The following is a 23699-nucleotide window of genomic DNA, read 5'->3' as shown; positions in this document are numbered from 1 at the left end:
ACGTGAGGCTTATTAGCGGAATTCAGCGACGAGTGAATTATGTTCTGCGTGAAAGTGAAACGTGGTGGAGAAGCCATCCAACGGCAATTGCCATAAAAACAAGACTTGGGATTCCAGCGAGATTCCATAGCCCGGCACGAACCGTGTTAGAGAATACGATTATTCCGTATTATGCCTCTCAAGGTTCTCACTCACGGATGCTATTTGTGGGAGTTGATTGGTACACGAAGCATTACGAGAAACTATTTAAACATTATGATGCATATTGGACTATTGACCCTGAACCAACTCAGGCTCGCTGGGCAGGGAAGAATCACATTGTTGATTTTTTTGAAAATCTAAGTCAATACTTTGAACCTGAGTATTTTGATGTCATTGTCTGCAATGGAGTGTTGGGTCATGGGTTGAACGATCGAGAGCCTGTTGAAAAAGCCTTCGATGTTTGCTTCTCCTATATGCGTCCTGGAGGGACATTCGTACTTGGGTGGGGAGGTTCCCCTGAGTTGTTGTCTTTTCCTCTTGAGGAATCTGAAAGTCTTCGTCGTTTTACGCCGTTTGAGTTTCCTCCATTGGCTACCTCTCGCTATAGTACGAAGCCAGAGTATCAATATGTATTTCAATTCTTCGCAAAATCATGTTGACCATAAGGGTGATATGATGCGAGATCGTGATGTGATAGCTTGATGATGAGTTCAGACATAACTAAGAATTCTATACTGGTTGTCGCGCATCCAGATGATGAAATTCTTTGGTTTAGTTCCATTTTATTAGAGATGGATCATGTGGTGCTGTGTTTTCTGGGTGAATTGGTCAACCCAGAATTTGGTCTACAGCGAAAACAGATTCTTCCTGACTATCCGTTGAAACAGAAAATGTCATGTTTAGAACTCGTGTCGCTTGGACTCTCACGTCCAAGAAATTTTCTCAATCCGAAATTTTCCGAATATGGAATAGAATTTACTGACAACAAAGGGGTTGATGGGAAATTCACAGAGCACTATGAAGAAAATTATCGCTTACTCCGAAATCACTTGGCTCAAGTTCTCGTTGGATATCAACACGTGTTTACGCACAATCCTTGGGGGGAGTATGGACATGAAGAACATGTGCAGGTCTATCGTGTAATCCAAGAACTCCAAAAAGATCTCGGCTATACAATTGTGTATTCAAATTATTGTAGTAATCGAACCGTACATTTGACGAGTTTGCTGGTCAATGCGTGTGAAGTGGGTTCTCGGCCTACGGATCAGATGATAGCTCGAAAAATCTTGGATGTTTATGAGAGAACCAACACCTGGACCTGGTATGACGATTGGCAGTGGCCGGCCCAAGAGACATTTTTTCAAGAAATGTCTTTTGGCAGTACGGGTATAAGTCCCGGAGCGCTTCTGCCTGTCAATATGATTGTCATGCCAGACCTGCCTCCTCTGCCGGTTGTTTCTGAATCGCGAGCGAGACGGTTAAGGCGGTTCTTGGGAGTTTAAGGTGCCATGAAGAATTTATGGGTGTGTTGTATCAAATTTGAAGTTGTGAACGTTCCACAGATCAAAGATTCGTAGTGAGGGGTATGATGAAAGCTGTTATTTTAGCTGGAGGATTAGGGTCAAGGTTAATGGAAGAAACTGTACTTCGTCCAAAGCCTATGGTGGAAATTGGTGGAAAGCCAATACTTTGGCATATCATGAATATTTATGCCGCCTACGGTATTAATGAGTTTATTGTCGCATTAGGTTACAAGGGGCAGTATATCAAGGAATATTTTCTGAATTATTACGCGAATGATAATGACATTTCTATTGACTTGGGCACTGGAAAAACGACCATACATGATGGGAATCAAACGAACTGGAAGGTTCATCTTGTCGATACGGGGCTTCATACCTTAACAGGAGGTCGTTTAAGGAGATTGAAACCGTGGTTGTCTGAGGATGAACCTTTTCTCTTTACGTATGGCGATGGAGTCGCTGATCTTGATATCCCAGCTCTGGTGAAATTCCATCAATCGCATGGAAAGCTTGCGACGGTGACGACAGTACATGCTCCCGCTCGTTTTGGGAGAATGGTATTTGAAGGAAGCGCCGTATCGAGCTTTAATGAGAAAGCGATCGGAGACGAAGGGTGGATTAATGGGGGATTTTTTGTCCTTCACCCCGACGTCATTGATTTTATTGCCGGTGATGAAACGATTTGGGAACGAGAGCCAGTTGAACAGTTAGCATGTAAGGGGCAATTGATGGGATTCAAACATCAAGGATTTTGGTCATGTATGGATACACTGAAAGAAAAGACGATGCTGGAAGAGCTATGGAGTTCTGGTCAAGCTAAATGGAAAGTGTGGTCGTGAGCATAAGGATGTTTGCTTATGATGTCGTGTTGAGAATCGAGGGCTAGAGGATAGAGGTAATTGAGCATTGATTTATCATAAGACTTCACTTAATGATGCCTTGGTTCTTGAGCTTGAGAAGATAGAAGATGAGCGAGGATTTTTTGCTCGCATTTGGTGTAAAGATGAATTTGTCTCACATGGATTGGATGTAAGTCTTGCGCAGTGTAGTGTGTCTTTCAATCACAAAAAAGGAACGCTACGCGGGATGCATTTTCAGCTCCCTCCCTATGCTGAAACGAAATTGGTGCGTTGTACTCACGGGAGTATATTTGACGTGATTATTGATCTCCGAGCATCATCTCCGACCTATCGAAAGTGGACGGGAGTTAAACTTTCCTCTGAAAATCGTCAGATGCTTTATATTCCGCAAGGGTTTGCGCATGGGTTTCAAACATTAGAAGATCAGAGCGAAGTTTTGTATTTTATCTCTAAACCATATAGTCCTGAGTCGGCCGGTGGGGTATGTTGGAATGATCCTTTTTTCCAGGTTGACTGGCCACAAGAAGCAAGTCGGACAATTTCTGCCAAAGACCAGAGCTGGCCTCCCTACCATCAGAGGCAGCCTCCATGGTTTTCATAGAGGCTTTTAGCAGTCTAGATATCTGTTGTTGGTGTGGCGTATGAGGTACAGATTATCGAATAAATTTCATTGGGGTTTTCTCTCTACTGCAGGCGTGTTTCCAGTTATGAGTTCTATGAGAATTAAAACGTTGAAAGAGCGAGCCTGAACAGAGCGTTACTGAAAAAGTCGGTGCCCCCTCAACGTTTGAGATGTAGAAATTTTAACATCTATCGATTTTCCTAGGAGCTTTAACGGTTGTATTCGTGATGAATGCTAATAGGCGAATGAGAGTTCCTCGAAATTACTTCTAATTGGGAGCCTAGTAATTTATGACAGCTACAGTGGGCTGCTGCCGTTTCTGTGAACATCCGTTAGAGCATACGTTTGTCGATCTTGGGATGTCTCCATTAGCCAATTCCTATATTCAGATAAATCAGAACGATAAGATGGAGCCGTTCTATCCGCTCCATGTCTATATTTGCGGAAACTGTCTTTTAGTCCAGTTGGAAGAGTTTGAAAAAGCCTCAAACATTTTTAGTGACTATGCCTACTTTTCATCGTATTCAGATTCATGGCTTCAGCATGCAAAACGGTATGTTGAAATGATGACTGAACGCTTTGCCTTCGGACCTCAAAGTCAAGTCATTGAAATCGCGAGTAACGACGGGTATTTGCTCCAATACTTTCAAGCGAAAGGCGTGCCGGTTATTGGCATTGAGCCGGCTTCCAATATTGCCAAAGTTGCCTCAGAAAAAGGCATTTCTACCATTGAGAAGTTTTTTAATGTTGAGACGGCGTGTGAACTTGCAGTACAGGGGAAGCAAGCCGATTTGTTAATTGGCAATAATGTGTTGGCTCATGTGCCAGCACTTAATGATTTTGTGGCAGGCATCAAAATTATTTTGAAGCCACATGGCATTGTCACGATGGAGTTTCCCTATATCTTACGATTAATCGAAGAGCAGCAGTTTGACACTATTTACCATGAGCATTTCTCATATTTTTCCTTTCATACGGTTGAACGTATTTTTGCCAAACATGGATTGACACTGTTTGATGTTGAAGAGGTGACAACTCACGGCGGTTCGCTACGAATATTTGGACGACATGCCGAAGATGCAGGATTCACGGTAAGCGAAAATGTTCATTCGCTCAAGCGAATGGAGGAGCGTGAGGGACTGCAAGATCTCCCTAAGTATTTGTCGTTTGTGAAAGCTGTTCGGGAGACCAAATATCAGATCCTTGAGTTTTTGATCACGGCAAAGCGCGAAGGGAAAACGGTCGTGAGTTATGGTGCACCCGCGAAGGGGAATACTCTCTTGAATTTCTGTGGCGTCGGAAAAGACTTTATTGATTATACGGTGGATCGAAGTCCTCAAAAGCAGGGATGTTTATTGCCGGGAACGCATATACCGATTTTTCATCCAGATAAAATTAGTGAGACGAAACCTGATTATGTGTTGATTCTTCCCTGGAATATCAAAGATGAAGTCATGAGCCAAATGAAACATATTCGTGACTGGGGTGGACAATTTGTAACTCCCATACCAGAGGTGAAGGTGTATCCGTAAGTTTGTTTGTGCGACATGATTGGAAAAAGGCCTTAATGGATATTCACGGACATGACTTATATAAGCTGGTTGAGGAGCTGTATCCCATATGCCGGAGCATTACGGGAAATGGTGTCCGTCAGACTCTTAAAGCACTTGAATCTCATATTCCGCTTTCGATACAGGAAGTGCCAACGGGAACACCGGCGTTCGATTGGAGGGTACCCAAAGAGTGGAACATTCACGATGCCTATATTAAGAATATGGCTGGTGAACGAATCATTGATTTTCATCATTCGAATTTACATGTAATGAGTTATAGCGTCCCGGTGAAAGCTACGCTCCCGTTGGCCGAATTAAAGACGCACCTCTATACCTTACCCGAGCATCCGGATTGGATTCCCTACCGGACTTCCTACCATAATGAACAGTGGGGATTTTGCCTGACTCATCATCAATTCTTAGAACTTCATGATGAAGAGTATGAAGTGTGTATTGACTCCACTTTGGAAGATGGAGCCCTGACCTATGGAGAATATTACCTGAAAGGTCAGGTTGTTGATGAGGTGCTGATTTCTTGTCATATCTGCCATCCATCTTTGTGTAACGATAATTTGTCAGGGATTGCTGTGGCCACATTTTTAGCCAAATATCTTGCAGCTCGAGAGAGACGGTATTCCTATCGATTTGTATTTTTACCAGGCACTATTGGCCCGATCACGTGGTTGGCGCGTAACGAAGATCGTGTCCACAAGATCAAGCATGGGCTAGTGTTAGCCCTACTCGGTGATTCTGGTACCACCACGTATAAGAGGAGTCGTCAAGGTTTAGCGGAAATTGATCGAATTGTATGCCAAGTTCTTCAACAGTTTTCTGATCCACATACAGTCGTGGATTTCTCTCCCTACGGATATGATGAGCGACAATACTGTTCTCCAGGATTTAATCTTCCGGTCGGCAGTCTTATGCGAACGCCGAATGGGTGTTTTCCTGAATACCACACCTCTGCGGATAATTTGGAATTTGTCAAACCCGCGTCTCTTGCAGATTCCTGGGAGAAATGTCGAACGATTCTCGAAACGTTGGAGGGAAATAAAACTTATTTTAACCAAAACCCCAAATGTGAACCTCAATTAGGAAGGCGGGGCCTCTATCGAGCTATTAGTGGGCAAGCAGAGCGAGCACAACATGAGATGGCGATGTTTTGGGTATTAAATCTTTCCGACGGACAACATTCTCTTTTAGATATCGCTGAGCGCGCGGAGATTCCATTTATGACCATTAAAGATGCGGCTGATAGATTAGAAGCTCACCAATTATTGAAGGAAGTGTCGACAGAAGCGTCACGATTGCCAGATTAGGTGACGAATGTGAGATGACGCGGCCAAGTTTTCCGGGTTCACACATATGAAGAATTTATCGGGTCAGATAGCCGTGATCACTGGGGCGAGCAGTGGAATCGGAAAAGCTATTGCCCTTTCACTTGCAGGTGAAGGCTTGACTCTGTGTTTGACTGGCCGAAGTACGACTTCACTTGAAACGGTTGCCGCACTGGCTCGTGAAACATCACCAAAGGTTTTATCGTATCCGGTAGACTTAACGGAACAAGCCGAGTTCGATCGATTTATTGAACAACTGAAGGCCGATGTTTCACATGTTAATCTGTTTATCCATTGTGCTGGTGTTTTGACGGTTGGTCGAATTAAGGCGATAGACATGGAGATGTTGGATCTTCAGTATCGTACAAATGTTCGTGCGGCCTATGCCCTGACCAAAGAAATTCTACCACTCATCAAACATGGTGATGGACAGATAGTTATGATGAATTCGAGTATCTGGCAGCACGCCCGTGCGGAATTGAGTCAATATGCAAGCATGAAATATGCCCTCAAAGCATTTACGGATAGTCTGAGGGACGAAGTGAATCAAGATGGTATCCGAGTTCTGAGTATGTTTCTCGGGCGAACGGCCACACCCATGCTCGCAGGGCTTCATCAGCAACAGGGGACTCAATATATTCCTGAAGATCTCATTCAGCCGAGTGATGTTGCAGAGACCCTCCTTCACCTCCTGATGTTGCCCAGTTCAGCTGAGGTAACGGATATTCACATACGACCCATGAAAAAGTCTTAGACGAGAGTCGGTGGAATCGTTGACCGCTTACTTCTCTAGTCGTGAGAGGGGCATTCATAAATAGCTATTATGATGGTAGGGATATTGTGGGGGACGTTGATGACGCAAGGCCTTGCATCAAAGACATAGTGCAACAAAGGCAACCTGCTTATATTTACTATGATCAATAAACTAATTGAGGCAACGTTTAGAAAGGCTGCCGTTTTGCTTGCGTGCCACGCGTCCAAATGCCAAAGTATTATTGGTCGAAAATTGTTGCCACGTTTCGGTAATATTCCTCACAATATCAATATTGATTTGCCACGAAATATCATTAACCCTGATCGTATATTTCTCGGAAACGATATTTATTTGGGCCCTAATTCTTTACTGATTGCACTAACCGAGTATCCAGGTTCTACGATGCAGCATCCCGATAGAAAAGGGCCGAGTCAGTCATTCGAATCAAGAATTTCGATCGGGAGTCGTGTAACCAGTACGGGACAATTACAAGTGGCTGCGATGAGTGAAGTGATCATTGAAGATGATGTCATGTTTGCCACAAATGTGAATGTTACGGATGGGTTTCATGGTTACACTCGAATCGATGAACCATATAAATATCAAGACATGATTCGAATTCAACCGATTAAGATTAAGCGCGGATGTTGGATTGGTCAAAATGTGGTGGTGTTTCCAGGCGTGACGATTGGTGAGATGACAATTATTGGTGCGAATAGCGTAGTTACGAAAAATATCCCAGATCGTTGCATTGCGGTTGGAGCGCCGGCCAAAATTATTAAGCAATGGGATACAGAAAGAGGTGGCTGGGTTTCTGTATCTTCTTCTGCCATGACATATCCTGAACGGAACCCTTCTTAACGATACTATTTCGTAGACCTCGGTCAGAAAAGTAATGAAGGTGAGTCCACGCGAACATGTACGACGTGAACAACGATGAGAATACTCTATATATGTGACAATCTCGCAACTTTTATATTCAATGAAATCATAGAACTCAAGCAACGGGGCCATGAAATCCGTATTTTGGCTGAGGGAACAAGCAGAATCCATAAAGTGATCAATGAACCTATCCTTTTACAGCATGGACTCGACAAAGGATTCTATCGTTTTTCTAAGCTTTCAGCGAGATGGGAAAAGTATCGTGCGTTTATTCCATTGTTGTTGTTTGATTTCGTTGTCCATCCCCGGTTAACAGTGAAAGCTCTCCGGTATCTTCTGACTGAATATCCACATCCGAAATACGGTATTGTTGACTATCTTGATATCCGGCAATTTTTTAATATGAGGATTGATCTGATTCATTCGCCGTTTTCCATTCCGTCGATCATTGATAAAGTGACTTTTTTGTCAAACATTCTAGGCATACCCTATACATTATCGTTTAAGGCTCATGATATTTGGCAAGGAAACCATCTGTGCTTATCCAAGAGTAAGACCAAAAGGATAAAGGGGGCGTCCCGAATATTTACAATCGCGGAGCATAATAGAAGCTATCTGCAGTCAGAGTTGAACGTTGAAAGAGCCATAGAGATAATCCATGATGCGATAAACGTCGACTTCTTTCAATCAGTGAACCCAGAGCAGTCACGGAATTCCATTATTACCGTGTCGAGGCTTCATCCGGAAAAAGGATTGGTGCATCTCATTGAAGCCTGTCATATTTTACATCAACGAAAAGTTGATTATATCTGTACGATAATTGGCGAAGGACCGGAAAAGGCTCATTATGAAAAGCTAATTGACGAATGGCAGGTTCCAAATATTTACTTTCCAGGGTATTTAACGTATGCCCAGGTTAAAGAGGAGTTGCAATCCCAAGCCGTCTTTGTGTTGCCCAGCATTATTGATTCAGATGGATTAGGAGATGTGTTGCCTAATGGACTGAAAGAAGCCATGGCAATGCAGGTTCCAGTTATTACATCAAATATTCGTGGAGTTGAGGAATTGGTGGTTGACGAAGTCAGCGGCATATTAGTCCCCCCTGGTGATGCTCAAGCCATTGCTATTGCGATTGAACGAATATTTAATCGACCAGATCTTGGTCGAAAAATGGGTAAAGAAGGTAGGAAGAAAATCGAAAAGGATTTCAATGTGAAAACAGAGGTGGGCAAGATCGAAAAAATATTTATTGAAGCGACCAGTTAAAAGTTGTCTGTCGAATCACGTAGGGTTGTGAGATATAAGACTGGAATGGTCAGAAAATTGTTCAGCTGAACGTATTTCAACGTGTGTTGACAATAGAGACAAATCTGAAGGCAAAAGGTCTAGTTCCTATTCCAAGAAAATGTAGGGGTAAGCTGATGCAATCATGTCTAAGTTAGTCACAATAGGAATTCCTACATATAACAGGGCACATGGATACTTGCCGCAAGCGCTGGAGAGTGCGATTGCACAAACATACGAGAATCTTGAAATTATAGTTTCTGACAATTGTTCTTCTGATGATACGGAAACAGTTGTGAAAGAGTATGGTGATCCTCGCGTCAAGTATTTCAAGCACCAGGAAAACATTGGTCCGTTAGGCAATTCAAATTTTTGCCTAACACAAGCCAAGGGAATATACTTCTTGCAGCTTCATGATGATGATGTCATAGATTCAGACTTTATTGAAGTCTGTATGAAGGCTGAGCATACGTCACCGAATGTGGGTGTCATCAGGACTGGCGTTCGGGTTATCGATGCAAATGGGAACGTGATTCATTCTCATCGAAATGCGGTCGATGGCTCTTCGTTGAAGGATTATTTTCTTGCATGGTTTGAGAATAAAACTTCTTGGTATCTCTGTAATACATTATTTCAGACGAAGGGACTGCAAGAAGGCGGTGGTTTTCACTCAAAGCGTCATCATGTCAGTGATGGCGTGGCGATTGTCTATATGGCACATAAATTTGGGCGAGCTGATATCGAAGATGTGAAGGCTAGTTTTCGAAGACACGCTGAAGAAATTACCTTTTCTGTCACCGTTAAGGATTGGTGTCTTGATTATCATGCTTTGCTAGAGCAAATGTGTGCGGTGACGAATCATGACAGCTATGTAAGAAAGAGAGGAGCCATTTTTTTTTCTAAGATGAACTATCGCCGAGCCACTACGATTTCATCCAAGGGAAAGAGGCTCTGGACATTTTTCATGATATACCGCTTGTTTCACTTCGCTTATCCGCCTGATGCATATGTCTTGCCTCATGCTTTTTGGAACACACTGCGTTTAGTGAAGCGAATATGTAAACAATAGTCTTTTTCGTCGGAGCCGTCGATGTATCGCATGTTAGGGAGCTATTTCATGCAGCAGCATTAACGGGCTTTTCGGAGTTGTCGATGTTGGGTGATGAAATGACTTTTTTATCTATGAGTCTCGTGCTATGGTTCACATTCAGTATCATCATAGTTGATAGGCAAAATGATGGAAGTTCTTTGTTTAGAGTATTGACTCAGTCATGACAGTACTCGGAAAAATTATGTTTGTTGCTAAGTCGGTCCATGGCCTAAATAGAGCTAAGGACGCCTAACGAAAAGAACTCAAAATGATTCAATGTATTAAAAAAATGGTTGCGCCCACAATAGTGGGAGCATGGATGCAGTCGTCGGAGTATCATCTTAAGAATCGCCTTAAGCGTCTTGGCGCACAAATTCCTGCCAAAAGATTGAGGAAATCTTGGGTGAATTCAACTTTGCAAACGCACAAGCAAGTTGACGAAGCTTTAGAGGCCGTGAAGGAATGCGGCTTGATTCCTCATAGTGATCCTCCCAAAAATTGGGATGGAATCAGCATGCTGGATGAAATATTACTGCGAACAGATAAGCATGCCCACATTCTCGAAGTTGGGGCAACATTGTACTCAACGCTTCTTGTTTGGTTATACCAATATGGTTATCGGAACTTAACAGGAATTGATTTGATATTTGATAAGCCCCTGCGTCGAGGACCTATTCGGTATGAACCGGGCGATCTTACTCATTCTCGATTTCAAGATGAGTCGTTTGATGGCATTGTCAGTATGAGCGTCATTGAACATGGCGTTAACATTGATGCGTATTTTAAAGAAATGTTTAGGCTATTGAAGCCTGATGGTATTTTGATGACTTCCACAGACTATTGGAAGGATCTTGTCGATACAAAATGTCAAAAGGCCTTTGGAGTGCCGATCAAGATTTTCAATGAGGATGATGTTCGAACCATGTTGAATTGCGCACACAGTTATGGGTTTAAATCTTGTGGAGAAATCAATTTAGAGTGCGATGAGCAAGTCGTGCATTGGAAGCAGTTCAACCTTCGATATACCTTCCTCTGTTTTGCCTTGCAAAAACCCTCATGAGTCATTTTAAACCCTCTTGTTAAATTTCGTTTTCTGATTATCGTGTGACACTGTCAATGCTCACGTGAACTGGACGCACTCTCTCTACGGTTGCGAGTGACGTGTGAACGTGTTTCCCGCCTGAACGGTCATATCTCGAAACCTAACATTTATCGCTATATAATATAGACTGTATAGAAACGTTTTGTGCAGGATAAATTCGAAGTGTGCACAACTGAAGTGAATGGAGGTGAACGTAATTGGTAGGTTGGATATTGTTCCTTTCATTCGTTCTTTTGTCGATATTAATCATCGTTAAGCGAAATAGTTTTCTGCTCACAATATGGTCGTTCGCGTTTTTGCTTTTTATATTGGAACTCGTCTTTATGGTTGGAGACTACGTAATTCCGAAACCCCAATCGAAGTTTTCGTCATCCGTGCCCTATAAGGAGAAAGATTCAGTACTGACATTTTGGCACAAACCGAATACACGTACACTGAGTTCATCGTATACGGATATGACGGTAATATTTGAAAACGTTCCATATAAATTCGATCCTAAAGGCAGGAGAAATTCGATATCGATAGAAGGTCAGCCGTCTAAGCATGCCCTGTTTTTTGGCGGCTCTTTTACCTTCGGCTCGGGTGTTGCGCAAGACCAAACATTGCCATCTAATTTTCAACGAAATTCGAGTGATCTATACCATTCATACAACTATGGTGGAGATGGATTCGGACCAGGAGCGATGTTTGTTCAATTGGATCGTGATGAGTTATTTGACGACATTACCCTCACCAAAGGAATTGCGGTGTATTCATTTATCGCCGCACATTTGACGAGATCGACCGCGTATGAGCTGGAGTACTATCGTATTACTTATGAAAACCCATTTTTCTTTATTGATGAACAAAATGGTCAATTGCACGGACCAATGGCCTACAGTCGGAAAGACGATCTTCGTCGGACTTTCTATGTATATCGAAATCTATGGAAACATTCGTACTTGTTTCGATTTGTTGCAGGGAAAATGAATCCGACGTACATATCAAAGGATCGTGCAATGAGAACAACGGTCAAAATACTTATTGAATCGAAGGACAAATACAAGCGACGATTTGATGGGGATTTCTATGTGCTTCTCTGGCCTCGCCGCAATGATCTTTTAGATATCCAAACCAAAGCGGTGATGATTCAATTGCTCGCTGAAGAGGATATTCAGGTTATTGATGTTCCGCCTATGCAAGACGAACGCACGGCAATTCTTCATCAGCTTGATCCGCATCCGAGTGCAAAAGAATATCAGTGGGTTGCTCAACATCTTTATGAGAACATACGGTGATGTGGTTTCTGTCCTGCTGCCTCGCGCCATATCAATTGTGACCTGGGACCGCAATCTTCGCTGTACGTTTGGACATCGTTCTCCATTCATTATCGAAGAACATTTCTTTGTGTTGTCCAATCGGTGATCATTCAATGTTAATCTTTGGTTGATCATCTCTGTTTCCTGTAACGGCGTCAGATGGAAGAGCTAAAGTGGTTTTATTTGAAAACAGTACATGATTCATGAGAATTTTGATTATTTCCAGAAGTTTTCCAAATGATTTTCATACGAAAGTACATGGTGCCTTTCAACGATTACGTATGTTTGTTGATAGCGCAAAAGAAATGGCCGAGATTGATCTGTTATTTTATGTATCTCCAGAATTTGCTCTTGATGTCTCGTATGTAAAAGACATTCAACAGTCGTTCTTGGAGTATTGGAACGTCAGGCTCACCCTATTTCTTTGTCCAAGTCGGAAATATCATGCTGCATCGACTCAGACAGGAAAGTTGCTTAATTATCTTAGGGAGAGCCTAGGGTTTTTTAATCAACCTGGATATTATGAGATAAGTGGTCAGCAGCAAGTTGACGCATTTGAGGCCTGTTTGAACCGAAGCCCAGATGCCATTATCGTTGACCGCTTACAGGCAATGTGTCCGTTATTGAAGTCAACGCGCATGTTACCTCCCGTTTTTTTGAATCTCGATGATATTGATCATGTGGCATTGATTCGCACCGCACGGAGCAAGCCATTATGGCGTTCACGATTTCTTCTGTATCTGCGTATTCCCATGGTCGTATGGGCTGAGCGTCAAGCCATACGATTGTCTCGTCACACGTTTGTCTGTTCGGATGTAGACCGTCGCTATCTTCGACAATATTGGCGTTTGCCAAATGTCGTAACGATCCCCAATGCAGTCACGATGCCAACACTGTATCCGTTGGCAGATGAACCGACGCTGTTATTCATCGGCTCCTACACGTATTGGCCAAACATTGAGGCTGCGGAGTTTTTGCTCGAGCATATTTGGCCTCACGTTCAAAAAGAAATGCCTCATGCGCAGTTGATCATTGCCGGAGCGAATCCAGAACGAGTGAATGGGTATACCTCGCATGGAGCGAATATTGAGTTTCCTGGATTTGTTGAAGACTTAGAAGGTCTATACCGGAGGAGCCGGGTCGTGTGTGCCCCTATTTTAACTGGTGCAGGGACCCGAGTGAAAATTGTCGAGGCGGCGGCCTATGGGAAACCAATAGTGGCAACCCGCATCGGAGCAGAAGGGATTGAGCTGTGCGATGGTCGCGATATTCTGCTCCGAGATACGGCTGCGTCAATTGCTGAAGGGTGTTTAACGTTATTACGAGATAAGACGTTAAGTGATCAACTTGGGGCCAACGCCAGAGCGCAGGCGGTTCGGTGTTATGATCGTTCCCACGTGATGCACCGGATCCGATCGTATCTTGCTCAGAACGACGAGGATGCGGGTTAACGTGTGGGACGCGGGAAGTAGGATGGTAAAGAGAATTTCGTGTAGTGTGCAAGGGGAAAAGTTGACATCTGCCGTTGATCGGAGTTTGAAAGAGAATACCAAATTCTGTGGATTAGTTTAATCATTGCGTACTTGTTGCGGTGTGTGATCTGCTTTCTTTTGAATTGCTGCCAGAAATTGTTGGATGCGTTGATGATAGAGCCGTTTGTATCCTTTCCTAGAAAACGACTGAACCTGAAGACCAAAATTTTTTGAATCACCATTCAATAATGATGTGATTTTGTGTTGTATGAATGGGAAATAGTGACTGCCATCGTAGGTCGTGGCCGGGTTGCTTGTTATGGTGCTGGGAATAGAAAAGTCATACAAGGCATCAAAGGATTGTGAGAGGGTATAGACTGCATCCAGAAAAAAGTTGAGTTCTTCATCTGTTTTTGATGCAGTTTCCCAAGATGAAATAGGAGGAATATAGCCAGTCACTGTCGCATCAGGAAAAAGGTTTTGCAGTTCCAGATAATCCTGTACTGCCTTGTGTCTGGCTGTATGCTCATTTGTCGAAATGCTTGGTGTGTACTGTGGAGGATTTTTCACGACCGTTCCTATGAAGTCGTGATTGTAGATTTTCGGATTATACTCATCATGGAACAGTAGTCGAATGGTCATCGAGAGGGCGTCGAGTGACATATAGCTGTAGAGCATATTTGGAGGAAGAGACTGAACTTGAATGAAATCAGGAATGTTAAGTGGGGCTTGTAGGTTAATGAAATTAAAATCATCGATGCCCAGAATCAGATAATCTGGGATTTCCCCTCTTGTTTTTAGCCATTTGGCAAATGCGATAAACTCTTCGATACGTCCGCCAGAAAAAGAAAAGTTAAAGCATCGATACGGTTCCTTCAAGAGGGATTCATCGAGGAGTGTGGTTCTTGAACTTCCAAAGATTATGCAATTGTACTCTTGTTGAGGATAATGCTTTAGATATTGATTCGTTTTAGAAAGTCGTTCATCGAACATATAGTTGAGGCCGTCGAGCTGATTGCCCTGGAGATACCATAGTGGATCAAAGAAAATGTTGAGGGAGAATACGGTCCCACAAATGGCAAGAGAACTTCCCAAGAACATAAGCATATACTTCAGGTGCCGTTTCATTTACATGTTCTCGGTCATGTCAGAAGTTTCACGTCCATCTCGCGGAAAATAACCGGCTTCACAAGAACGGTGTTTGACTTCATGTTTTAGAATTGAAAATAGAGAAATTCTGTTGCTGTACCTAATCCGAGAAACGAGAGGCCAAAGAGAAGGCCAATTCCAGCTGCCCAAGTGGGAGAACCATGCCAAGCGATTCGAGTTGAAGGTGGGTCATGATGTATGACAGGGTTGTAGTGGTGTAAGATTTGTGCCACGTTTGGCGTTAGCCAGACGATGCCTCCGGCGATCAACAAAGTAAGTGTCCCGCGAAAAGCCCAGGGAGCCGTATTATGAGGAAACATACCATCAAAGACGATCCATTGAGCTGGCACCCATATTTCGTACCCATCAATGGCATGTCCCAAAAGGCGAGGCAGTGAGATCCCATGGATGCCAGCCATTGACTGCCAGAGACTGACAGCTGTCTCAAGATTCTCAGCACGAAATACAACCCAGGCTAAGGCAATCATCAAAAACGTCAATGTTTGTGAACAGATTTTCCCAATTCGTGAAGGTTTGATGAAACGAGCGAATGCATATCGTTGATACACTTGGTGCCATGCATGATTGGATGCTAGAAAGAGTCCATGGAGTGCTCCCCAAAGGATGAATGTCCAACCGGCTCCATGCCATAAGCCGCCGAGTAGCATTGTGATGAAGAGGTTGCGGTATTGGCAGAGCGTACCTTGACGATTGCCCCCAAGGGGGAAATACAGATAGTCTCGTAAGAATCGTGAGAGCGTGATATGCCATCGACGCCAAAAATCGATGATATTGACCGATTTGTAAGGTGAGTTGAAATTCAATGGCAAGCGAATTCCGAGCATTCGTCCAAGGCCAATGGCCATATCTGAATAGCCGGAGAAGTCAAAATAGAGTTGAAATGTGTAGGCGAGCGAACCACCCCAGGCTTCGAAAAATGTGAGTGTGACACCTTGTTCAGCTGCAGAAAAAACGGGAGAGGCATACCCGGCCAGCGTATCCGCGAGGATGACTTTCTTAAATAGCCCCAATGTGAATATTGTGAGGCCAACGGAAAGATTTTCTGGATTGAATGTGAATATTGCTCGTTGTGCAAACTGAGGCAGTATTTCTTTATGATGGACAATCGGTCCAGCGATTAATTGAGGGAAAAAAGTGACAAACAAACAATACTGCAAAAAACTATTATTCGTGGTTTCGCCTCGATAGGCGTCCACGAGATAGGCTATTTGCTGAAATGTAAAAAACGATATGCCTAAGGGGAGGATGATGTGATCGAGAGAATAGTGTGATCCCAAGGTAACATTCATATTTTCCAGGAAAAAGTTCGCATACTTAAAGTATCCTATCAGGATTAAATTAAGAGTGATCCCAGTTCCAAGCAGTAACATCGATGGATTATGGACTTGTTGGCGACTCAATGTTTTCCCAATTGAATAATTCATAATGATTGAGCCAATGATGATGAAAAGATAGGCTGGATTCCACCACCCGTAAAAGAACAGCGATGCCGCAACAAGCCAGGCGAGGGCAAGTCGATTTTGACCATGTCCCCCCAACAAATAAAAGGTAATGACGGTAATGGGCAGGAAGAGAAAGATGAAAATATATGAATTGAAAAGCATAAAGTGTTGGGGATGAGTCGAAGGGTATTTACCTAACCGTTTGTAGTATATTTTGACAGAATTAGTGTCGCAAATATTGCCATAATCCCATGGACAAAACACATGGGACTTTAACAGCATTACAGAGATTCCTGCATGGTGCGTAATTCGTCTTGGCTGGCGGAGCGGTAAGGTGAAATGAAACAGTAGCCAGACTTAACGCACTGCGTGAATCAAGAATTATAAAAAAGTGGGGGAGTGATGAATGCACTGAGGCGTCTGTATGGAAAATTGCAAAAACGTTTTGTGCGACCAATTATTGATGAATTATATCGAAATGCTGAATTGAGTTTTAGAAGCGATGAAGCTGCAGCGCAAAAAGTTTTGATGAATCAGTATCGATTGCAAGCGTTCCACGGAAGGGACCATTTGCCAAACTTAAAAGACGTCGGGTTCCGGAAATATTCACAATTTGAAGAAGATGGAATATTACTATACATATTTTCCCTTATTCCTCCCATCAATAGAAAATGTGTGGAAATTTGCGCTGCCTATGGCCGACAATGTAATACAGCGAATTTGATTATTAATCATGGCTGGTGGGGATATTTATTTGATGGAGATGAAAATCATGTCAATGCCGGAAAAGAGTTTTTTTCCAAAAATAAGGACACATTTTTATATCCGCCTCGCTATACCACTGCATGGATCACAGCTGAAAATGTAAACGAAGTTATCGAACGTTCTGGTGCAAAAGGTGCCATTGATCTATTGAGCCTTGATGTCGATGGCGTAGATTATTGGATTTGGAAAGCTATTGCTGTGGTTGAGCCACAAGTCGTGGTGTGTGAAACAGCCAATCCTATCCCACCCGACAAGGCATGGACAGTACCCTATGACCCAACGTTTGTTTGTGAGTCTGAGAATTATCGTGGAGCATCATTGGCGGCGATGTGCAAACTTGGCAAAGAAAAGGGATATCGCTTAATTGGTGCTCACAGATTTGGATTTAATGCATTTTTTATGAAAAACGGTGTCGGAGAAGAATTTTTCCCAGAAGTGACGGTCGAGTCCTGCGTCGATGATCCGTATAGTCAATTGGCTCGAACAGAGCGATGGCCGAACGCAAAGCTATTTACGTGGTACGAGGTGTAACGCACAGTTCCAATGAGTCTCTTGATCCAACCCCTTGAAACCCAAGCAAGAATCATAGAGAGGGTGGTAGAAGACGGATGATTGCTGAAAAACTTAATGCGATTTTTTTTGGTCTATAGGCCTAAATTCTCATGATTATTGTTTCAGAACTGGTCTTCAGTGATGGTGGGCATGTTCCCTTCAATGCTGGATTGTTAACCATTGTCCGGACCGCTTTCCCACTTGAGTCCGTGTGTTTCGTCGGAGCTTCGGAGCATATACATGAGCTGAAGAAACAAGTTGGTGAAGAACTATCCAGGTCGATTGTTTGGCAAGAATTGGCACTTCTTCCAGCAGATGCATCCTATTTTACGAGATTCATTCGAGAGTTTAAGGTTCTACAGCCCATATTTCAAATTAATCGTGACGGGCCAGCAGATCTGTTACTTGTTACTCATGCAAAGCCCGCAACGCTTGTTGTCCTGAAATTGTTGAAGCGTTTTCGATATGGCGATGTCAACATACAGTTCGTCTTGCATGGATATCTAGGAGGAGTGATTGGGCCACGTCATCGACATCCAATTCGTCGATTTCAGGAAATGAACACAGCCTTTACCCTTCTGGGAAATGAGCATCTTCAATATATCGTACTCGAAAAAAGTTTACGGACGGTTCTCATAAAAAATATTCCCATCCTCGAGAAACGAGTCCATGTGCTTCCCCATCCTTTACCTCCTCACGAGGTTGAATTACGTCCTGATACCCTACGGCCGCCGGTCCATTTTGGGTTTTTAGGGCTCGCGAATGAATCGAAAGGGTTTCCTGTGTTCGTGAAACTTGCTCAGGATACTGTTGAGCAATATGGGGATCAAGCAGAGTTTCATGCGATAGGCCGGGTTCCCTCAGACGGATCTGTTGATGGCAAGATAGAGGCATTGGTCACGAAGCCAGGGGTCGAGCGATTGAGCAGGAAAACGTATATTCATAAGGTGAGTCGGCTGCATTTTATCATTTTTCCGTATGTGGCCAAACATTACCAACTGACGGCAAGTGGGACGTTACTGGATGCTTTAGCATGGGCAAAACCGTTGATAGCCAGAAGAATTGAATTATTCGAAAACATGTTTTGCGAATTCGGTGATATTGGATATTTGTTTAGTACGGATTTGGAATTGAAATCTATTGTTGAGCGTATCGTGCAGGAAATGGACCTTGATCGTTATCATCAGCAGGTTCTTAATATTCAACGCGCACGATGCTCTAGGGATCCCAAGGTTCTCTCTGTTGATTATCAAAAAATTTGTCAAGAAATACGAGGCTGATTCTTTGTCACTGAAAATGTGTCTTGTGAACAATCTTCCAATCCGAATAGCTCAGATCCCAATTGCCCTCCTTCTCGGACATTTCAGATCGTACAATATTCTAGGAAGCAACAGTGAAAAAGTTAATCGTATTGTTCGTGGAACGTCGTTGTGAGAAAGTCAGTACTCATGATTGCCTATTTTTTCCCTCCAGAAGGAAATGCCGGTAGCTATCGACCTCTTCGATTTGTCCGATCATTGTCTCAGATGAAATGGGATGTCTGCATCGTGTCAGCCGATCCTTATTGTTATGAACGATATGATCGAGGGCTTCTTTCGCTGGTTCCTCAGGAGATACATGTGAGTCGTGTGCGCGGACGCAATATCTGGCATGCGATCCAGGCTTGGAGGGGGCAGCGATTACAGGCTATGCTTTCAAAGGGCTCGTCAGGACTGTCAGAGAAAGTCTCTGCGATACATAACGCTCCATTTCGTTCACGAGTTCGCGAAGTACTCAGGAAGGTTGAAGCGTGTTATTACTTGCCCGATATGGCACGACCTTGGATTCGCCCAGCGGTGAAGTCTGCAGTACGCTTATGTGCCTCACGACATTCTAACGTGATTTGGGCGACGGTGGGTCCATTGTCATCAGGTCTTGTCGCTTTACAGGTATCAGAGAAGACTGGGATTCCTTATGTGTTGGATTTTCGCGATCCGTGGGGGCTGAATTATTATTCGACTGAACTTATACGGCCAAAACTTGTGAGCCATTTTTTTCGTCGGACAATGTATCGATTGCTACAACGAGCCCAAGCTGTTGTCTTTCTCTTTGATACCGTTGCCGAGTGTTTTCAGCGGGTCTACCCAGGAGCAGTGGATGATTCCAGAATTCATATCATTCCAAATGGATACGATGGCGCCATTGATGATTTTGAGACTCCTCAAGGTGAAAGATGTACGATCTTATATACTGGAACGTTAACGACCTATCGTTATGACACATTCTTACAGGCCTTGTCTCTTCTGAAGAAAACCTCTCCGTTTCAGGCGAACCAAATCCATGTGATGTTTGTTGGTGAGGGGACCGTTGCACTTCAAGATAAGGTGGCCACCCTTGGACTTTCTGATATCGTGACGATGAGGCCTTCAACGTCCTATGCCGAGATTCTTTGTCTCCAGAAAAATGCTCATGCCTTTCTTATTCTGGGACGCGAATCGAATAGGAAAGGGCATGAGCTGGTGGCTGGAGCCAAATTGTTCGGATATCTCAAAGCTAGACGACCGATTATTGGCATTCTCCCACACGATGAAACCCGTAAAATACTCGATCATGTTGGTGTATCTACACTTGCGGATGTCGACTCACCTAACGAAATTCTTAGAGTTATTCAGCAGGTATTCGACTCGTGGGAAGCTGGGACGTTAGACGCACTTCTTCCAAGTGGAGCTACTTGTGAAAATTATTCTGCCGAAAGTCAAACCTTAGCACTGATCAGGGCCTTGAACGGAGAGATGGCGGAAACACCGTTTCGGTCTGGTACGGTGAGTCCGCCTCCGAGTTTAGCGGAAGACTTTTAGCCCTTTAATTTTTGAACAATGCAGATGTTCTTGGAACTATCAAGAAAGTATCGACGCAGAGGAAACTGTTGAGAAATAGAGCTTCCTCCGAATATATGCTAACGTCGTTTTTCATTCCGAAGCGTGAGATTGATTTTTTTCTCCTAAGGTTAATGTTTGGACTCAAGACAGGCATGTGGTCATGCGTTGCATAAGATGGTGAAGTCGATTGATATGAAACACATCTGACAATACGTGTTGTTTTCAGTGTCCTCAGGTGGTTTCCAGTTCTTTAATTTTCAATGTCAAGAAAATATCGAATCGAATGACTGTGAAAAACAGCGTTCTCGTGAACATAGGAATCTTTGTATGCACCATGATTGTTCTTTGCGTCATACTTGAAGCTGGGTTAGCGATTGTTGGAATAAACACGAAGTCAAATATCCGTTTTGTTGAAGATAAAGGCACAACCTTTGTCCCACATGCCTACTATCGACACACAAAGGAAGGGTTCTCAGAAGGGTACTTTAATGCGCATGGATTCCGAGACTATGAACGAACCTATCAGAAGCCAGAGGAAACCTTTCGAATCTTGATTTTGGGAGATTCTTATACTGAAGCCTTACAAGTCTCGCTTGAAAAAACTTTCCCCGCACTTCTAGAAAAAAAACTCAACGACACGATACTGTCTCCAAAATTTGAAGTCCTAAACCTCGGTCAATCTGGTTTTGGCACGGCTGATGCTTACATGAGGTATTTGAATTTTGGTGTTCAATATTCCCCTGATTTAGTCATTTTGGCGTTCTTAACCGGTAACGATTTTCGGAATAATTCCAAATTTTTAAATGAAGAGAGCTTAGCCTTCTATTTTGTTTTTGATGAGAATAAAGAACTTGCCTTGGATCGCTCTCTCTTTGATGAGTATCGCAACAGTATGACCTTACCCAAAAGACTTTTTCAAAGTCTGAAGCGGCATTCATATCTCGCTAGCCTGCTTTCCGAAAGGCTATTCCTTTGGGAACAGCAATTACAGAAGTATTCCATCAGTGACCATGCAAAGAACAATATGACTAAGGCAACGGGGACATTACAAGATTTTTCTGACCTGAACATCTATTTCCCCAAGCTCAGGCCTCATTGGCAAGAAGCTTTTGATATTACCGCAGGCGTGATTCTCAAATTTAGGGATTCCGTAAGGCAGCACGGGAGTGATTTTCTTCTTGTTACGCTCTCCAATCCTGAGCAAGTTCATGGAGAGATTCAGCAAGACCTTGTGCAACGCTATGATGTGACATTTGATTTTGGACAGCCGGATACATTTCTTGAGAAATTTTCTCAGCGTAACGAAATCATGTTTCTGGGACTTATGCCTGTACTAAAAGAGTACTATCATAAAACAGGCAACTATCTCCATGGTTTTGGCTCTACTTTAGGTCGGGGCCATTGGAACGAAAATGGTCATAAGGTCGCAGCTGAGACAATTTTTAAATTTTTACATAAGCAAAGGCTTGTGCCTCTTTCCGCGAAATAACCCTGACCATGAAAAGTTTCAGTCTGGGCGGTTACCTACTTTTCTGGTGTGACGCTCTCAACTTGACATCATTGTGAGTGATTCCCTGAACTGGAACGAGTGACTGGAGAACACAATAAATGAAAATGGTGATCGTGAATGATATGGTCTATCGATATGCCGACAATGATCCGACTGCTGTGGGTGGGTCAGAACGTTATCAGTGGCTACTCGCTCGTGCACTCGTTTCTGCGGGATGGTGTGTGACGGTCGGGGTACACACCGAATTGCCATATAAAGAGTCTCGAGAAATTGACGGGGTCAAATTTATCGGAATTGGAAATGGTAATACGCTATTGGCCTGGTATAAGTTTTTACGGTGGGAACGTCCAGATTGGTGGCAGTGGCAGTGTTCAAGTCATTGGTTGGGACCAGCGGGCATTATGGCAAAGCTCTCACGAGTCCGTCTCATCTTTTCTGCAATGCATGATCGAGACGTCCAGCCTCGAACGGCCTTGTCAAGACGTTCTCGCTGGTGGATGTTGTATGCATGGGGACTGTTATGGGCGGACAGGATTTTCGTACAGCATCAAGGACAACTGGCTGGGCTTGATCCGAAGTTACAATCAAAAGCCTTTTTGTTGCCTGGCATTGTTCAGCTGATACATAGGGCGACCGGAGATCATGTGAATCGCGAACCCTATGTCGCGTGGGTTGGAGTACTACGTGAGGTCAAACGACCGGATCTGCTTCTCGAGATTGCGAAGCAAATTCCTCATATTCATTTTGTCGTCTGTGGTGGTCCGACGGCTCATCGAACCAGTCCAGGTTATTGTGAAAGAATCATACGTGAACTGGGGAGTCTTCACAATGTTGAATATTTAGGGCATGTTCCGCCTGAAGATGCGCTAGGCGTGATAGCAGGAGCTTCGATCTTACTCTCTACGTCTGATGAAGAAGGATTCCCGAGTGTCTTTCTTGAAGCGTGGTCATTCGGTACCCCGACGGTGAGTTTGAACATTGACCCTGATGGTATTATCCAGCACAAGGGACTCGGCACACTCGCAGGTAATGTCAATAAGGCGATAGCCGACATTGAATTTCTTATGAAGACTCCAGAAGTTTGCAAGAAAATGGCGATTCGAGCACAGCAACATGTGTCTGAAGGGCATTGCGAAACTGCGGCCGTTCGAGCGTTTGAACATGGACTTGGAAGTGCTAGCAGGTAAACAATTCTCGTATCTTGTTTGCAAGAGATCAAGAATGTTTTTACCTACGTCTCTGTATTCAATGCTAAGTTGCCAATCCTGGCTCGTGACTTTGGTGTTTCCCGAGATCTTGGGATATGGTTATAAAAGAGTTTGTGATATGTATGGTGAAGGCAAAACCCTCACTCTAGTAGGTGCGCGCTAGCCAGAAGCTTTAATATTATTTATAAACGAACAACTTCAGAACAAACTTCCTGATTATGATCAATGGTGGGCGTTGGCTGCATCCCATGTCATAAAAAACCATTGCATGTCTGCCGAATGTCTGATTAGAACGCAACGCTCAAAGTGACCTTTCCTTTCATGTTTACTCCCAGTCAGGACGAGCCATTGAGGAAGTGTTGTTTCGAGCTGTTGATTGAATTGAGGAATTCTCTAGACGTTGGTGTTGCTCTAGGCTTCAATTAATGCCGAGGT

At 43.5% G+C, this 23699-nt stretch carries 19 protein-coding genes and 1 pseudogene; 18 read left to right on the top strand and 2 right to left on the bottom strand.

Translation table 11 applies throughout. The annotated features are described in order from the left end of the window. Positions 1 to 2: 2 nt before the first annotated feature. The 13 genes and pseudogenes from ACWQXP_RS22625 (at position 3) to ACWQXP_RS22565 (ending at position 13738) form a co-directional block, all read left to right on the top strand. Positions 3 to 641 carry a class I SAM-dependent methyltransferase gene (locus tag ACWQXP_RS22625; RefSeq protein WP_454065147.1) on the top strand — a complete coding sequence of 213 codons (639 nt, stop codon included), beginning with the start codon at positions 3 to 5 and terminating at the stop codon, positions 639 to 641. Positions 642 to 683: 42 nt separating this feature from the next. After that, complete coding sequence (locus ACWQXP_RS22620; protein WP_454065146.1) at positions 684 to 1484, top strand: PIG-L family deacetylase; 801 nt, start codon at positions 684 to 686, stop codon at positions 1482 to 1484. Positions 1485 to 1570: 86 nt separating this feature from the next. Next, complete coding sequence (rfbF, locus tag ACWQXP_RS22615; protein ID WP_454065170.1) at positions 1571 to 2344, top strand: glucose-1-phosphate cytidylyltransferase; 774 nt, start codon at positions 1571 to 1573, stop codon at positions 2342 to 2344. Positions 2345 to 2411: 67 nt separating this feature from the next. Next, positions 2412 to 2966 (top strand): dTDP-4-dehydrorhamnose 3,5-epimerase, encoded by a 555-nt coding sequence (gene rfbC, locus ACWQXP_RS22610; RefSeq protein ID WP_454065145.1) that lies wholly within the window; start codon positions 2412 to 2414, stop codon positions 2964 to 2966. A 311-nt stretch (positions 2967 to 3277) separates the two neighbouring features. Next, the gene (locus ACWQXP_RS22605; protein ID WP_454065144.1) at positions 3278 to 4519 is read left to right on the top strand and encodes a methyltransferase domain-containing protein; all 1242 of its coding nucleotides are present in this window, start codon (positions 3278 to 3280) and stop codon (positions 4517 to 4519) included. 35 nt (positions 4520 to 4554) lie between these two features. Next, positions 4555 to 5859, top strand: coding sequence for a DUF4910 domain-containing protein (locus tag ACWQXP_RS22600; RefSeq protein ID WP_454065169.1), 1305 nt, complete (start codon positions 4555 to 4557; stop codon positions 5857 to 5859). 46 nt (positions 5860 to 5905) lie between these two features. Further along, positions 5906 to 6631 carry an SDR family oxidoreductase gene (locus ACWQXP_RS22595; RefSeq protein ID WP_454065143.1) on the top strand — a complete coding sequence of 242 codons (726 nt, stop codon included), beginning with the start codon at positions 5906 to 5908 and terminating at the stop codon, positions 6629 to 6631. Between the two features lie 648 nt (positions 6632 to 7279). Continuing rightward, a pseudogene (locus tag ACWQXP_RS22590) lies at positions 7280 to 7367 on the top strand (acetyltransferase); the annotation flags it as partial. Between the two features lie 200 nt (positions 7368 to 7567). Further along, positions 7568 to 8779, top strand: coding sequence for a glycosyltransferase (locus ACWQXP_RS22585; RefSeq protein ID WP_454065142.1), 1212 nt, complete (start codon positions 7568 to 7570; stop codon positions 8777 to 8779). A gap of 163 nt (positions 8780 to 8942) precedes the next feature. Beyond that, a complete protein-coding gene (locus ACWQXP_RS22580) occupies positions 8943 to 9866 on the top strand; it encodes a glycosyltransferase family 2 protein (RefSeq protein WP_454065141.1) in 924 nt (307 codons plus the stop codon). Between the two features lie 289 nt (positions 9867 to 10155). Beyond that, positions 10156 to 10947: a class I SAM-dependent methyltransferase gene (locus ACWQXP_RS22575; RefSeq protein WP_454065140.1), complete on the top strand. Its 792-nt coding sequence runs from the start codon at positions 10156 to 10158 to the stop codon at positions 10945 to 10947. A gap of 365 nt (positions 10948 to 11312) precedes the next feature. Next, the gene (locus ACWQXP_RS22570; protein ID WP_454065139.1) at positions 11313 to 12266 is read left to right on the top strand and encodes a hypothetical protein; all 954 of its coding nucleotides are present in this window, start codon (positions 11313 to 11315) and stop codon (positions 12264 to 12266) included. Positions 12267 to 12568: 302 nt separating this feature from the next. Then, entirely contained in the window at positions 12569 to 13738 is a 1170-nt protein-coding gene (locus ACWQXP_RS22565) for a glycosyltransferase (RefSeq protein WP_454065138.1), read from the top strand. Positions 13739 to 13855: 117 nt separating this feature from the next. Here the strand turns inward: ACWQXP_RS22565 and ACWQXP_RS22560 are convergent, their stop codons facing one another. Together ACWQXP_RS22560 and ACWQXP_RS22555 are read right to left on the bottom strand one after the other, a co-directional pair. After that, positions 13856 to 14887 carry a hypothetical protein gene (locus tag ACWQXP_RS22560; RefSeq protein ID WP_454065137.1) on the bottom strand — a complete coding sequence of 344 codons (1032 nt, stop codon included), beginning with the start codon at positions 14885 to 14887 and terminating at the stop codon, positions 13856 to 13858. A gap of 86 nt (positions 14888 to 14973) precedes the next feature. Then, on the bottom strand, positions 14974 to 16653 hold the full coding sequence (locus tag ACWQXP_RS22555) for an MBOAT family O-acyltransferase (RefSeq protein WP_454065136.1): 1680 nt from the start codon (positions 16651 to 16653) through the stop codon (positions 14974 to 14976). A gap of 120 nt (positions 16654 to 16773) precedes the next feature. Between ACWQXP_RS22555 and ACWQXP_RS22550 the strand changes: the two genes are divergently transcribed. The 5 genes from ACWQXP_RS22550 (at position 16774) to ACWQXP_RS22530 (ending at position 23243) form a co-directional block, all read left to right on the top strand. Further along, entirely contained in the window at positions 16774 to 17667 is an 894-nt protein-coding gene (locus ACWQXP_RS22550) for a hypothetical protein (RefSeq protein WP_454065135.1), read from the top strand. Positions 17668 to 17798: 131 nt separating this feature from the next. Next, complete coding sequence (locus ACWQXP_RS22545; RefSeq protein ID WP_454065134.1) at positions 17799 to 18968, top strand: hypothetical protein; 1170 nt, start codon at positions 17799 to 17801, stop codon at positions 18966 to 18968. Positions 18969 to 19118: 150 nt separating this feature from the next. Further along, positions 19119 to 20525, top strand: a complete 1407-nt coding sequence (locus tag ACWQXP_RS22540) for a glycosyltransferase (protein WP_454065133.1) — start codon at positions 19119 to 19121, stop codon at positions 20523 to 20525. A gap of 571 nt (positions 20526 to 21096) precedes the next feature. Then, on the top strand, positions 21097 to 22035 hold the full coding sequence (locus ACWQXP_RS22535) for a hypothetical protein (RefSeq protein WP_454065132.1): 939 nt from the start codon (positions 21097 to 21099) through the stop codon (positions 22033 to 22035). 119 nt (positions 22036 to 22154) lie between these two features. Next, positions 22155 to 23243, top strand: a complete 1089-nt coding sequence (locus ACWQXP_RS22530; protein WP_454065131.1) for a glycosyltransferase family 4 protein — start codon at positions 22155 to 22157, stop codon at positions 23241 to 23243. The last annotated feature ends 456 nt before the right edge of the window (positions 23244 to 23699 follow it).

Source organism: Candidatus Nitrospira salsa (assembly GCF_965152625.1).
The sequence above is the reverse complement of the archived record's forward strand: the minus strand, read 5'-3'. Positions and strand labels throughout refer to the sequence as shown.

Excerpts from the sequence above, each read along its gene's own strand:
- ACWQXP_RS22620 (WP_454065146.1), top strand. The coding sequence starts at position 684 with ATGATGAGTTCAGACATAACTAAGAATTCTATACTGGTTGTCGCGCAT.
- rfbF (WP_454065170.1), top strand. The coding sequence starts at position 1,571 with ATGAAAGCTGTTATTTTAGCTGGAGGATTAGGGTCAAGGTTAATGGAA.
- ACWQXP_RS22605 (WP_454065144.1), top strand. The coding sequence starts at position 3,278 with ATGACAGCTACAGTGGGCTGCTGCCGTTTCTGTGAACATCCGTTAGAG.
- ACWQXP_RS22600 (WP_454065169.1), top strand. The coding sequence starts at position 4,555 with ATGGATATTCACGGACATGACTTATATAAGCTGGTTGAGGAGCTGTAT.
- ACWQXP_RS22595 (WP_454065143.1), top strand. The coding sequence starts at position 5,906 with ATGAAGAATTTATCGGGTCAGATAGCCGTGATCACTGGGGCGAGCAGT.
- ACWQXP_RS22585 (WP_454065142.1), top strand. The coding sequence starts at position 7,568 with ATGAGAATACTCTATATATGTGACAATCTCGCAACTTTTATATTCAAT.
- ACWQXP_RS22580 (WP_454065141.1), top strand. The coding sequence starts at position 8,943 with ATGTCTAAGTTAGTCACAATAGGAATTCCTACATATAACAGGGCACAT.
- ACWQXP_RS22575 (WP_454065140.1), top strand. The coding sequence starts at position 10,156 with ATGATTCAATGTATTAAAAAAATGGTTGCGCCCACAATAGTGGGAGCA.
- ACWQXP_RS22570 (WP_454065139.1), top strand. The coding sequence starts at position 11,313 with ATGGTTGGAGACTACGTAATTCCGAAACCCCAATCGAAGTTTTCGTCA.
- ACWQXP_RS22565 (WP_454065138.1), top strand. The coding sequence starts at position 12,569 with ATGTTTGTTGATAGCGCAAAAGAAATGGCCGAGATTGATCTGTTATTT.
- ACWQXP_RS22560 (WP_454065137.1), bottom strand. The coding sequence starts at position 14,887 with ATGAAACGGCACCTGAAGTATATGCTTATGTTCTTGGGAAGTTCTCTT.
- ACWQXP_RS22555 (WP_454065136.1), bottom strand. The coding sequence starts at position 16,653 with ATGCTGTTAAAGTCCCATGTGTTTTGTCCATGGGATTATGGCAATATT.
- ACWQXP_RS22550 (WP_454065135.1), top strand. The coding sequence starts at position 16,774 with ATGAATGCACTGAGGCGTCTGTATGGAAAATTGCAAAAACGTTTTGTG.
- ACWQXP_RS22545 (WP_454065134.1), top strand. The coding sequence starts at position 17,799 with ATGATTATTGTTTCAGAACTGGTCTTCAGTGATGGTGGGCATGTTCCC.
- ACWQXP_RS22530 (WP_454065131.1), top strand. The coding sequence starts at position 22,155 with ATGAAAATGGTGATCGTGAATGATATGGTCTATCGATATGCCGACAAT.